Genomic DNA, 12,911 nt, shown 5'->3' with positions numbered 1-12,911 from the left:
GGATATCCTGGTCCCGCCAGTGTTCTCCCCCGCTGCCGTCCGAAGCAGCTGACCGAACCAGACGAGGAGCGCCCGCCTTGCCCGAGCAGACCACTGGGGCCCGCCCCACTCTGGAAGCCGTCGCGGCGCGCGCCGGCGTCTCCCGGGCCACGGCCTCCCGGGTCGTCAACGGTGGTGCGGGGGTCCGTCCGCCGCTGGTCGACAAGGTGCGCCAGGCGGTGGAGGAGCTCGGATACATACCGAACCACGCGGCGCGCACCCTGGTCACGCGGCGCAACGGCGCGGTCGCCGTGATCATCGCCGAGCCCGAGTTCAGGATCTTCTCGGACCCCTTCTTCGAGCAGCAGGTGCGGGGAATCAGCCGCGAACTGACGGCGTACGACTCCCAGCTGGTGCTGCTGTGGGTGGAGGGGCCCGGCGACTACGACCGGATCGCCCGCTACCTCGGCGGCGGCCATGTCGACGGCGCACTGGCCTTCTCGCTCCACAACGACGACGAACTGCCCTCCATCATCCGCCGGGTCAAGGTGCCGACCGTCTTCGGCGGCCGGCCCGGCTGGCCCGGCGCCACCTCCGAGTTCGCCGTCCCGTATGTCGACTGCGACAACCGGGGCGGTGCCCGTGAGGCCGTGCGCCATCTGGTCTCCCTCGGGCGCGAGCGCATCGCTCACATCGCGGGCCCGCGCGACCAGACCTCCGCGCTGGACCGGATCGACGGCTACCGCGACGTCCTGCTGGACGCCGACCCGGCGCTGGTCTGCCAGGGCGCCTTCACCGCGGACAGCGGTGCGCGGGCGATGGCCGAGCTGCTGGATCGCCGCCCGGATCTGGACGCCGTGTTCGCCGCCAACGACCTGATGGCCTCGGGGGCGCTGCGGACACTGCGCGAGCGGGGCCGGCGGGTGCCGGAGGATGTGGCGTTGGTCGGCTTCGACGACATGGCATCGGTCGTCGAGTCGACCGATCCCCCGCTGACGACGGTCCGTCAGGACATCGAGGGAATGGGCCGGTTGATGGTCCGGCTGCTGATGCGGGTGCTGAACGAGGACGAGCCGGGAGCCGGTGCCCCCGCCTCGGTGATCACCCCCACCACGCTGGTGCGGCGGGCCTCGGCCTGAGGCCGGCGCCCGCCGCACACGTACGGAACGGCACCCGCCCTAGCCGAAGGGGATCACCAGCACGGACTTGTCCGTGCCGGTCTGGAGCCGGGCGGTGCCGTTGCCGATGGCGCTCCACACCTCCAGCCGTACGGTGCCGTCCCTGAGGCTGCCGAGGGTCCCCGTGGCCGACTTCAGGCCGCGGGACTGGGCGTACTCCTCCCAGCCGGTCACCGGGTCGGTGGCGAAGTAGTGGTAGGTCTCGGTCCGGTCGAAGGTGCCGTCGCCGGTGAGGTCGTAGCTGATGCGGGCCTGCTGGCCGAGGCCGACGGTGGCGCCCGCGTCCAACGGGAGGCGGAAGGCCGTCGACGCCCCGGGGTTCAGGGTGCCGTTGACCTTCTTGATCTCGTAGACGAGCGGCTGGTGCGGGGTGCCGTCGTGGTTGGCGCCGCCCGCCGAGGCGATCGTGTCACTGGCCGCCGTACCGCCCGTCGCGGTGGTGAGCACCCCTCCCGTACGGAGCTGGAAGGTGTTGCCCGTGGGCGGATCGGGATCGGGGTCCGGATCGGGGTCGCCTCCTCCGGTCCCTGTGCCGGTCGCCGTCGAGCGCGCCGGTACGGAGAGCGTCTTGCCGTCGGAGAAGGTCACTGTGCGGGCGGTGGCACCGTAGTTGTGCGCGGCGTAGGTCCGTACCGTGCCCTTGGTGAAGACCGCGGAGCTCGGGATGTCACCGGTCACCGTCCCGTCGGGGGCGCCGATCGCGTCGAGGGTGCTGATCCAGTGGTACGTATGCGCCTTGGACTCGCCCTGCTCCGGGGTGTAGCCCGCGTGGCCCGCGTCCCACTTGGACTTCGCCGCCGCCGGGTCGGCGAGCGACTGGAACTCCCAGAGGATGTCGCGCCATTCGACGGCCGGGCCGCCGTTCTCCCGTTCCATCTCGGCGATATTGCGCCGGATCGCGGCCTTCTCCCCGCCCAGATGGAGTGAACCACCGGTCACCGGCAGGGCGTTGATGCCGTGGATCTCCTCGGGGTTGGCGGTCCACCAGGTGGCGTACGCCCCGCCGCTGCCCCACACCATGCCGACCGTGTCATGGCCGAAAGAGGAGGGGAAGACCTGCTGGTCGGCGTCGAACCAGTACTGGGCGATCGCCTCCGACTCGGTGGTCAGGAGGTAGGTACCGAGATCACGCAGCGCGGTGTCTCCGGTGGCCGACCCCCAGAGGATCAGCCCCGCGCTGAGGTTGGTGGACTCCGACGACGATTCCTGGTTGTTGCCGGCGGCGAAGCCCTGGTGGCCCGAAGCCCAGCTGTGGCCCGCGTACACGTCGAAGCCGCGCAGGAAGGGGAAGGCGGTGTCGGCACGGCTGGGATTGGCCGCGTCCCGCACCAGAGTCCTGACCATGCCGCCCCAGGCGGAGTCGGCGGCCCAGGCCTGGTCGTACTGGGCGACGACCGCGGCCGCGTACACGTAGTAGCTGTAGTGGAAGTGGTGGTCGTTGAGCTCGGTGTCACTGCCGTACGAGGCCGGGTAGCCGGTGAGTGTCTTCCAGACCTTGTCGTACGAGAACTCGTTCGCGCCGCCGGCCGTGAACCAGTCCTGGAGTCGTCCCTTGATCAGGCCGAGGAGCTTGTCGCGGGTCGCGGTCTCGCCGATCTGTTCGGCGAGGGGCACCAGCTGGGCGAGCTGCCCCAGCACCTTGCCGGTCCAGTAGGTGTCGGTATAGCCCTTGAAGGGGTCGGGATCGTTGGCGACCTGGTCCAGATAGCCCTTGAGCCGGGCCGCCTCGACGGCGTTCGTCCTCGGCAGCCCGGGCAGCACCGCGGACGCCTTCTGACCGGTGGTGAACGAGGCGGACTCGCGCACCTTCATGGTGCCGCGCGGAGAGGCGTACGTGTACGGAGTGAGGGGGTCGGTGGTGTTCAGCCACTGGTGGCGGTAGAGGGCCTGGAGCGTGCCGCGCTCAGTGCCCTCCCTGGCCTCGGTGGTCAGGGTGTAGGTGGCCCGTACGGTGCCGCCGGAATAGCTCCAGCTCACCTTGGAGCCGGTGACAAAGCTGTACGCGTACTTCGTGTACGCAGCCAGTGCGTCGGTGGAGGGCAGTACGGCGAGCGAGAAGTAGTCCCTGGCGCCGAGTGGGGCGGTCACGGTGGACCCTGAGACGGTCCAGTCGCTGCCGGTCGGCGCGAACAGGGCGTAGTGATGGCCCGCGACGGTGATGCCGAGGACATTGCCCCGGTCGGCGAAGACGGTGGGGGTGGCGGCGGTGGTGATCTGTGCGTTGGCGCCGGAGCCCTTGGCGTATACGAAGGGCAGTCCGTGGCCGATGGTGGTGCGCAACGTGCGGGCCCCGTCGGACCAGTAGGGGGTGACGGTCCAGTCGGACCAGTCGTCGGCCTTGGTGTCGGGCGATTGGAGCCCGGTCAGGCCGAGGGTGAGGTCGCGCTTGTGGGCGTACTCGTACTGGCGTCCCTCGCCGACGACGGCCGGGGTCGTCGGGTAGCCGACCTCCAGTCCCCCGGCGGTGGCCTGGTAGGTGAGCGGGTGGCCGTACATGGGCGTGGAGTACGGGTTGTCGCCGTAGCGCTGGAAGGCGAGGGAGGACCACCAGTCGTTGGTGGGGACCGGCTTGTCCTTGGCGGCGGGGGTGACCTTGGGGGTGACCGGGGCTCCGGTGTTGGTGGTCGGGCCCGAGGTCCCGGCGGGGCGGGTGTCGGAGTAACTGCCTGAGCCTATGGGGATGGTGGCGGCCGCCGCCGGAGTGGCGGCCGGGCCCAGGCCGACGGCGGCCAGGGCGGTGACCAGTATCAGCGCGGCAGCTGATCCGGTACGGAGGGCTGGCATGGGCGGCACCTCGAAGTCATCACGGGATGGGGTGGCCGAGAGCGCTCTCAGATGTCATGGAACGTAAAACTCCTGAAACACAGGTGTCAATAGACAGGACACAAGCGGCAGTTGACGCTGAGTCCAAGCCGTTACGCCTTCGACTCTTGACGGGATGCGGGCCTGCGGGGCACGCTCCAGACGCATCTGTTGAGAGCGCTCTCACGCGGTCTCGCTCCACCGAAGCCAAGGGAGTCTTCTCATGCCCATCGCCCGAGCCGCCAAGAGAGCCGCGGTCCGCCTGGGCGCGGTCGCACTCGCCGGGGCACTGCTCGCCGCCTGCGGATCCGGATCGTCCGACGGCGCCTCCGACAGTGCGGGCGGCAAGGTCACGCTCACCGTCGACCTCTTCGGATCCTTCGGCTACAAGGAGGCCGGGCTCTACGCGGAGTACGAGAAACTCCACCCGGACGTCAAGATCAAGCAGACCGACACCGAGGACGAGGCCGACTACTGGAAGTCGCTCCAGACCCGCCTCGCCGGCGGCGGCGGTCTCGCCGATGTCCAGGGCATCGAGGTCGGGCGGATCGCCTCGGTGACCCAGCAGCAGGCCGACAAGTTCGAGGACCTGAAGCAGTTCGGCGCGGACAGGCTCAAGGACCAGTTCGCCGAGGCCAAGTGGTCGGCGGCGACCGGCAGGGACGGGCAGATTCTCGGGCTCGGCACGGACGTCGGCCCCGAGGCGATGTGCTACCGCACCGACCTGTTCAAGAAGGCCGGCCTGCCCACCGACCGCAACCAGCTCGCGGCCAGGTGGTCCACCTGGGACGGCTACCTGGAGCTCGGCAAGCAGTACAAGGAGAAGGCCCCCGCCAAGAGTGCCTGGCTGGACAGTGTCGGCAGCCTCTTCTCCATCATGATCGGCCAGGAGAAGGAGCGGTACTACGACGCCTCCGGCAAGCTGATCTACGACACCAACCCGGCACTGCAGACGGCCTGGGACACCTCCGTCGAGGCCGCGCAGTCAGGTCTGAGCGCCAAGCTCGACCAGTGGTCCCCGCAGTGGAACCAGGCCTTCGCCGCCGGTTCCTTCGCCACCATCCCCTGCCCCGCCTGGATGCTCGGCTACATCAAGGGCCAGGCCGGCGACGCCGGCACGGGCAAGTGGGACATCGCCAAGCTGCCCGGCGGGGCCGGCAACTGGGGCGGCTCCTACCTCTCGATCCCGCGTGCGGCCAAGCACAAGAAGGAGGCGTACGAGCTGATCCAGTGGCTCACCGCCCCCGAGCAGCAGGCCAGGCTCTTCCAGAAGCAGGGCAACTTCCCCTCCTCCACCGGCGCGATCGAGAAGGTGGCGGCCGCCAAGGACCCGTACTTCTCCGAGGCGCCGATCGGTCAGATCTTCGGTGACGCGGCCAAGGCATCCCCGGTCCAGGTGCTCGGTCTGCACGACCAGAACGTCAACCAGCAGATCACCAACGCGCTGAGCGAGGTCGAGCGCAAGGGCACCTCGCCCGACAAGGCGTGGTCGAACGCGAAGAAGGGTGTGGAGAACACCATCGGCTGACCTGGCTGCCCGCACCGCTGCCGCCCCGGCCACTGATCGAGCCGGACGTACAGCCGCCGTAGGTACAGCCGCAGGTACAGCTGTAGTTCCGGCTGTAGTTCCGGCAGTAGTTCCGGCTGTAGTTCCGGCTGTCGGCCAGGCTCCTTCAGGCCGGTCCTGATTCCCGACCGGACCGGCCTGAAGGACTCCACAGCCCCCGCACACCGACTCCACTTCCCGAAGGGCCGCACCGTGACCCTCACCGCATCCGCGAAGCCGGCCTCGCCCCGGCCCTCGGCCGCGTACCGCACCTGGCGCACCCTCTCGCCGTACGCCTACATCGCACCGTTCTTCACCCTGTTCGCCGCCTTCGGACTCTTCCCGCTGATCTACACGGCGTTCGTCTCGCTGTACCGGGTCGAGCTGCAGACACCCGGCGAGATGGAGTGGCGCGGCCTGGGCAACTACACCGCGCTGCTCGGCGACGAGTTCTTCTGGACCGCGCTGCGCAACACCTTCACCATCGGGGTCCTGTCCACGGTCCCGCAGCTGGTGATGGCGCTGGGTCTGGCCCATCTGCTCAACTACAAGCTGCGCGGCCGGACCTTTCTGCGTACGGCGATGCTGCTGCCGTACGCCACCTCGGTCGCCGCCGCGACGCTGGTCTTCGCGCAGCTCTTCGGCCGCGACTTCGGTCTGATCAACTACGTCATCGGGCTGGTCGGTTTCGATCCGGTGGACTGGCAGACCGGCACGGTGGCCTCGCAGATCGCCGTCTCGACCATCGTCGTCTGGCGCTGGACCGGCTACAACGCGCTGATCTATCTCGCGGGCATGCAGTCCATCCCGAGCGAACTGTACGAGGCCGCCGAGATGGACGGGGCCTCGCGCCGGCGGCAGTTCATCCATGTCACCCTGCCGGGGCTGCGTCCCACGATCGTCTTCACCACGGTCGTCTCGACGATCGGCGCCACCCAGCTCTTCGGTGAGCCACTGCTCTTCGAGGGCTCCATATCCGGCGGCATCTCGCACCAGTACCAGACGCTCGGTCTCTATATGTACGAGCAGGGCTGGGGCTTCTTCCATCTGGGCCGGTCCGCCGCCATCGCCTGGGTGATGTTCCTGCTGATCCTGGTGCTGGTCGGGGTCAACGCCCTGATCGCACGCCGCCGTTCCCGTAAGGAGGCCGGCCGATGACCGCGCTCGCCGCCCCGCCGGCCAAGCCGCCCGCCGCGAGCCCACGACCGGGGGCCGTACGCCGCAGGAGGAGCCGGGCGGGCCGCACCATGCAGGGCGGCAGGCTCGCGTACGCGATCCTGATCGTCGCCGTCCTGATCTCGGCGTTCCCGTTCTACTGGACGATCGTCGCCGCCAGCCGCTCCAATGCCGATCTGGCGAAGGTGCCGCCGACCCTGCTGCCCGGCTCGAACCTCTTCCACAACTTCGGGGCGGTGATGGAAGAGGCGGATATCGGCAAGGCCCTGCTCAACTCCTTCATCGTCTCGGGCTCGATCACCGTCGGCACGGTGCTGTGCTGCACTCTCGCCGGCTTCGCCTTCGCCAAGCTGCGCTTCCGCGGCCGGGGCGCGCTGCTGGCGGTCACGGTCGGCACGATGATGATTCCGCCGCAGCTCGGAGTGATCCCGCTGTTCATGCTGATCGCGGAGTTGCAGTGGGTGAACCAGCTGCAGGCGGTGATCCTGCCCGGTCTGGTCTCGGCGTTCGGTGTCTTCTTCATGCGCCAGTACCTGGTGCAGTCGCTGCCCGACGAGCTGATCGAGGCGGCCCGGGTCGACGGCGCCTCCACCGCCCGGATCTTCTGGTCGATCGTGGTGCCCGTCGCCCGGCCCGGGATGGCCGTGCTCGGCATGCTGACCTTCATGGCTGCCTGGAACGACTTCTTCTGGCCGATCGTCGCGCTCTCCTCGCAGGAGCCGACCGTGCAGGTGGCCCTGCGCCAGCTCGGTGGCGGCTATGTCCACGACCAGTCCGTGATCATGGCGGGCACGCTGCTCGGCACCCTCCCGGTGCTGCTCGTCTTCGGTCTGCTCGGCCGGCAGATCGTCGGCGGCATCATGCAGGGCGCCGTCAAGGGCTGACCACCTCCCCCACCGCCCCATCTCACTTCCTGGGAGTTCCTTCCTCATGACCGCTGTCGACGCACGCCCCGAGACGACGACGGAGCTGCGGTTCCCGGCCGGCTTCCGCTGGGGCACCGCCACCGCCGCGTACCAGATCGAGGGCGCGGCTGCCGAGGACGGCCGTACGCCGTCCATCTGGGACACCTTCAGCCGCACTCCCGGCAACGTCCGCAACGGTGACACCGGCGACATCGCCGCCGATCACTACCACCGGATGCGCGCGGACGTCGGACTGATGAAGCAACTCGGCGTCACCGACTACCGGTTCTCCGTCTCCTGGCCCCGGGTGCAGCCGACCGGGCGCGGACCCGCCGTGCAGAAGGGCCTGGACTTCTACCGCCGTCTGGTCGACGAGCTTCTCGGGGCGGGCATCCGGCCGGTCGCCACGCTCTACCACTGGGATCTACCGCAGGAGCTGGAGGACGCCGGAGGCTGGCCACAGCGCGAGACCGCCCGGCGTTTCGGCCAGTACGCCGGGATCATGGCGGACGCCCTCGGCGACCGGGTGGCGACGTGGACCACGCTCAACGAGCCGTGGTGCGCGGCCTTTCTCGGCTACGGCTCCGGCGTCCACGCGCCGGGGCGCACCGGCGCGGCCGCCTCACTGCGCGCCGCGCACCACTTCAACCTGGCGCACGGGTGGGCCACTCAGGTACTGCGCGCCGCCCTGCCCGAGTCGTCCGAGATCTCGCTGACGCTCAACCTCCATGCCGTACGCGCGCTCACGGACTCCGACGCCGACCTCGATGCGGCCCGCCGGATCGATGCCGTCGGGAACCGGATCTTCCTCGATCCGGTCTTCCACGGCCGGCTGCCGGAGGATCTGGTCCGTGACACGGCCCCGGTCACCGACTGGTCGTTCGTCCGGGAGGGCGATCTGAACGCCGTATCGGCGCCGATCGACTCGCTGGGAATCAACTACTACTCCCCCACGGTCGTCGGGGCGGGGTCCTCGGACACGCCGTCGCCGTGGGCCGGGGCGGAGGAGCACGTACGGTTCCTGCCGGCGCCGGGCATGCGCACCGCGATGGACTGGCCGGTCGACGCCGACGGGCTGTACGAGCTGCTGACCCGGCTGCGCGACGAGCTGCCGGGCGTACCGCTCGTGATCACCGAGAACGGGGCCGCGTACGACGACTACGCCGACCCGTCCGGCGAGGTCCACGACCCGGAGCGGGTGGCGTATCTGCGCTCTCATCTGACGGCGGTGCACCGGGCGATCGAGGACGGCGCGGATGTGCGCGGCTACTTCCTGTGGTCGCTGCTCGACAACTTCGAGTGGGCGTACGGCTACAGCAAGCGGTTCGGCATCGTCCATGTCGACTTCGCGACCCAGCGCCGGACGTTCAAGGACAGTGCCCGCTGGTACGCGGGGGTCATCGCGCGAGGCGGTCTGACCCGCTGAGCCCGGCGGCCCGCCGCGCCTCGCGCGCGAGCGGGAGATAGCGGATCCGCTCGGGGAGCAGGGGAACCACGACCCGTACGACCCGGGCGAATCTGCGCAGCGCCCGCTCCTGCTCGTCGCTCCACTCCAGGCCTATCGCCTCGCGGGCGTCGGGCGGCATGAGTCCGATGGTCATGAAGCGGCGGAAGCGGGCGAGCGGGGGCAGCAGAACCGGCCACAGCGCTCTGAGCAGCAGTCTGACCGCCAGCGGCCCGCGGTCGGGCGGCGGGACCGGCTGATCGGTGGCAACCAGTTCGCGTACGACCACGGTCGCCTCGATCTCGTCGGCGAGCATCTTGCGGTAGTACGGCCAGAACTCCTCGATGGTCTGGGGCATGTCCCGGTCGTGGAGACCGAGGATACGGCCGACCTGGAGCCACTCGGCGTACAGCTGCCGCTCCTGCGCCCCGGTGAGCGGGCGCACCAGATAGCGCGTCGCGTGCTGGTAGACGGGGAAGCCGGTGGCGTGGACCCAGGCGTAGTTGGCCGGGCTGAGCGCGTGGTAGCGGCGGCCGCGGGCGTCGGTGCCCTGGATGGTCTTGTGCAGCTCCCGGAGCCTGCGGCCCTCCTCGGCCGCGGCCTCGCCGCCGTACACCCAGAGCTGGAGCGATCGCAGAGAGCGCTCTCCGCGTCCCCAGGGGTCGGTGCGGAAGATCGAGTGCTCGTCGACGCCCGCGCCGACTGCGGGATGAGCGACCTGAAGGGTGAGGGCGGCGGGCAGCATCAGCAGCGCGCGGATGTCGCCGGCGAGGGACCACAGCACTCCGCCGGGCGGGGGCGGTACGGGATCAGCTGCTGCCCTGCTCATGCGCGCGCTCCTGGCTCTCGGCGGGCGTACGACCCCGTGCGCCCGGTGCCCGTACAGGCATGTTCCAGTATGCGTCGCGGAGGTTCCGGCCGGTCAGGAGGGGTGGCGGGGCTGCGGCGGCCCACGCTTTTCGTCGCTGAATCCGCATCAGCGCTCGCGCGGGCCTCCCCGGCGGACGGGGCGCACATAGATGCGCGGCATTCCCGAAAGGAATACCGCGCACTCGCGCTGCTGCGGGGCGATGCCGGTTTCAGTCGGTGGTACGGGACCGGTCCGCGGACACGCCGATCGGCTCGCCGAGAATCCGTTCGGCCAGTTCACGGGCCCAGGTGTCCACATCGGAGCGCAACTCCGCCTCCGCCGCGATCCGTTCGGCCTCGATCTGCACCGCCCCCGCGGCGAGGATCCGCTCGCGCTCGCGCAGCCCCTCGGCGCGCGCCTCCATGATCAGCCCTACGCCTTGTTCGTGCGCGTGCTGACGGGTGCGGGCGGCCTCGTGCCGGGCCGCGGCGAGCTCGGCTTCGTATTCCGCCCGTACCGCCGCGGCCTCTTCGCGCAGCGACTCGGCCTGCAGGGACACCCCGTGGATCCTCGCGTCGCGCTCCTCCAGAGTGCGGGCGCCACGGGGCAGCAGCCGCTTGGAGAGTACGGCGTAGGTGATGCCGAACGACACCAGCGCAACGATGAGTCCGTATCTGCTCGGGTTGAGCGGCCCCAGGTCCAGAGGAAGGAGATAGTCGTCCATAGTGGACAAAGTAGCTGTCCGCGGGTACGTAGTGGCGCACGCGCGCCCGGGAGTTGGTGTGATCGTGCGGCTGCGTACAGAAAGTCGGCACCTGGCCATTACCAGGAGGTAACTCCGGCTGATTTGATGTGCGGCGCCGGTCCAACCCCCCACCCATATCCGGGAGATCCCGTGCCCCACTCCGCGCTCCGCCGTATACCCGGCGCAGCCCTGTCCACCGCGCTCGCCGCCGCGCTTCTCGCCGCGGCCGCCCCCTCCGCCACCGCCATCCCCGCTGCCGCTTCCGCTGCTCCGGCGCAGGCGCAGGCCACGCCGAGCCTGAAGGTGCTGACGTACAACGCCTTCCTTTTCAGCAAGTCGCTGTACCCCAACTGGGGCCAGGACCACCGGGCCGCGGCGATCCCCGCGACCTCCTTCTTCAAGGGCAATGACGTCGTCGTGGTGCAGGAGGCCTTCGACAACTCCTCGTCGGACGCGCTCAAGGGGAACGCCGCCGCCCAGTACCCGTACCAGACCCCGGTGATGGGGCGGAGCAAGGACGGCTGGGACGCGACCGGAGGTTCCTACTCGGCCACCACGCCGGAGGACGGCGGCGTCACGGTGCTGAGCAAGTGGCCGATCGTCCGCAAGGAGCAGTACGTCTACAAGGACGCCTGCGGGGCCGACTGGTGGTCCAACAAGGGCTTCGTCTATGCCGTGCTGAATGTGAACGGCGCGAGGGTCCACGTGGTCGGCACGCATGCCCAGTCGACCGACCCCGGCTGCGGCGCGGGCGAGGCGGCCCAGATGCGCAGCCGCCAGTTCAAGGCGATGGACGCCTTCCTCGACGGGAAGAACATCCCGGCCTCCGAGCAGGTCGTCGTCGCGGGCGACTTCAATGTGGACTCGCGGACGCCGGAGTACGCCACGATGCTCACCGACGCGGGTCTCGCGGGCGCCGACGCGCGCACCGGGCACCCGTACTCCTTCGACACGGAACAGAATTCGATCGCCGCGGAGCGCTACCCGGACGACGCGCGCGAGGACCTCGACTACGTCCTGCACCGCGCCGGGCACGCCAGGCCGGCCGGCTGGACCAATGAGGTGATCAAGGAACAGAGCGCGCCCTGGACGGTCTCCAGCTGGGGCACTAAGTACACGTACACCAATCTCTCCGACCACTACCCCGTCATCGCGTCCGGACAGTAGTCGCAAGCCCTTCGCAGCTGGTCAGAGGCCGCTTTTCGGCAGTGGCTGCAAGGGAGTTGGTGTGTCACGGTGGTGACCATGACGGGTCTGGGGCACGTCCATGGTCACCACCATCACCACAGCCACGACAAGATCGACGCCGCGCTCGAAGGGTCGGCGGCGGGGCTCCGGACGCTGTGGTTCTCCTTCGGTGTGCTCGCTGTCACCAGCGCCGTCCAGGCGGTGATCGCGGCCGCGTCGGGCTCCGTGGCACTGCTCGGCGACACCGTGCACAACGTCACCGACGCACTGACCGCGCTGCCGCTCGCTCTCGCCTTCGTCCTCGGCAGGCGGACGGCCACCCGCCGCTACACCTACGGGTTCGGGCGGGCGGAGGATCTGGCGGGCGTCTTCGTGGTGCTGGTGATCGCCGCCTCCGCGGCCTTCGCCGGGTACGAAGCGGTGCGACGGCTGCTGGAGCCGCAGGAGGTCACCCATCTGCCGGCGGTCGCGGCGGCCGGTCTGGTGGGCTTCGCCGGCAATGAGTGGGTGGCCAGGGCCCGGATCCGTACGGGCAGGAGGATCGGGTCGGCCGCGCTGGTCGCCGACGGGCTGCATGCCAGGACCGACGGATTCACCTCGCTGGCCGTACTGCTGGGCGCGGGCGGGGCTTCACTCGGATGGCGGTGGGCCGATCCGCTGATCGGGCTCGCCATCACCGGCGCGATCGTGCTGGTGCTGCGCGGTGCGGCACGCCAGATCTGGCACCGGCTGATGGACGCGGTCGACCCGGCGCTGGTCGACGAGGCCGAGCACGCGCTCTCGCATGTCGAGGGGGTACGGTCCGTGGGGGACGTACGCATGCGGTGGCTCGGGCACGATCTGCGCATGGAGACCTCGATCGCGGTCGACCCTGCGCTGACGGTGGTCCAGGCGCATGCGGTGGCGGTCGCAGCCGAGCACGCGCTGCTGCACAGGGTGCGGCGGCTGACGGTTGCCACCGTCCAGATCCGCCCCTGACGGACCGACCGCCATTCGGGTCCCCGCACACGGGCACTGCCCGGCGGGGACCTTTCCTCGTGTACGGCGGGGTGCAGCACGCTTGCCCGCTTGACGGGGGCATGCCACATTGGAGCGCAG

10 protein-coding genes are annotated in these 12,911 nt (G+C 69.8%); 7 read left to right on the top strand and 3 right to left on the bottom strand.

Annotated elements, in window-relative coordinates:
• Window positions 1-77 precede the first annotated feature (77 nt).
• Window positions 78-1,118, top strand: a complete 1,041-nt coding sequence (locus tag OG883_RS12275) for a LacI family DNA-binding transcriptional regulator (RefSeq protein ID WP_266539065.1) — start codon at window positions 78-80, stop codon at window positions 1,116-1,118.
• A gap of 39 nt (window positions 1,119-1,157) precedes the next feature.
• On the opposite strand, the gene OG883_RS12270 is transcribed toward OG883_RS12275, so the two are convergent.
• Window positions 1,158-3,941, bottom strand: a complete 2,784-nt coding sequence (locus OG883_RS12270) for a glycosyl hydrolase (protein ID WP_266539062.1) — start codon at window positions 3,939-3,941, stop codon at window positions 1,158-1,160.
• Window positions 3,942-4,182: 241 nt separating this feature from the next.
• Here OG883_RS12270 and OG883_RS12265 point away from each other — a divergent pair, with 241 nt between their 5' ends.
• The 4 genes from OG883_RS12265 (at window position 4,183) to OG883_RS12250 (ending at window position 9,012) form a co-directional block, all read left to right on the top strand.
• Entirely contained in the window at window positions 4,183-5,487 is a 1,305-nt protein-coding gene (locus tag OG883_RS12265) for an extracellular solute-binding protein (protein WP_266539059.1), read from the top strand.
• A 231-nt stretch (window positions 5,488-5,718) separates the two neighbouring features.
• Window positions 5,719-6,663, top strand: a complete 945-nt coding sequence (locus OG883_RS12260) for a carbohydrate ABC transporter permease (RefSeq protein ID WP_266539056.1) — start codon at window positions 5,719-5,721, stop codon at window positions 6,661-6,663.
• Window positions 6,660-7,565 (top strand): carbohydrate ABC transporter permease, encoded by a 906-nt coding sequence (locus OG883_RS12255; protein WP_266539053.1) that lies wholly within the window; start codon window positions 6,660-6,662, stop codon window positions 7,563-7,565. The genes OG883_RS12260 and OG883_RS12255 overlap by 4 nt, the downstream gene beginning before the upstream one ends.
• Window positions 7,566-7,611: 46 nt before the next feature.
• Window positions 7,612-9,012 carry a GH1 family beta-glucosidase gene (locus tag OG883_RS12250; RefSeq protein ID WP_266539050.1) on the top strand — a complete coding sequence of 467 codons (1,401 nt, stop codon included), beginning with the start codon at window positions 7,612-7,614 and terminating at the stop codon, window positions 9,010-9,012.
• Here OG883_RS12250 and OG883_RS12245 read toward each other — a convergent pair.
• Entirely contained in the window at window positions 8,984-9,859 is an 876-nt protein-coding gene (locus OG883_RS12245) for an oxygenase MpaB family protein (protein ID WP_266539047.1), read from the bottom strand. The genes OG883_RS12250 and OG883_RS12245 overlap by 29 nt on opposite strands.
• Before the next feature lie 250 nt (window positions 9,860-10,109).
• Complete coding sequence (locus tag OG883_RS12240; protein ID WP_266539044.1) at window positions 10,110-10,604, bottom strand: hypothetical protein; 495 nt, start codon at window positions 10,602-10,604, stop codon at window positions 10,110-10,112.
• Between the two features lie 171 nt (window positions 10,605-10,775).
• On the opposite strand from OG883_RS12240, the gene sph reads away from it, so the two are divergent.
• Together sph and OG883_RS12230 are read left to right on the top strand one after the other, a co-directional pair.
• On the top strand, window positions 10,776-11,792 hold the full coding sequence (gene sph / locus OG883_RS12235) for a sphingomyelin phosphodiesterase (protein ID WP_266539042.1): 1,017 nt from the start codon (window positions 10,776-10,778) through the stop codon (window positions 11,790-11,792).
• 78 nt (window positions 11,793-11,870) lie between these two features.
• Complete coding sequence (locus OG883_RS12230; RefSeq protein WP_266539033.1) at window positions 11,871-12,791, top strand: cation diffusion facilitator family transporter; 921 nt, start codon at window positions 11,871-11,873, stop codon at window positions 12,789-12,791.
• Window positions 12,792-12,911 lie beyond the last annotated feature (120 nt).

This window comes from Streptomyces sp. NBC_01142, from assembly GCF_026341125.1.
Classification (GTDB): Bacteria; Actinomycetota; Actinomycetes; order Streptomycetales; family Streptomycetaceae; genus Streptomyces.
This window is presented reverse-complemented; position numbering and strand designations above follow the sequence as displayed.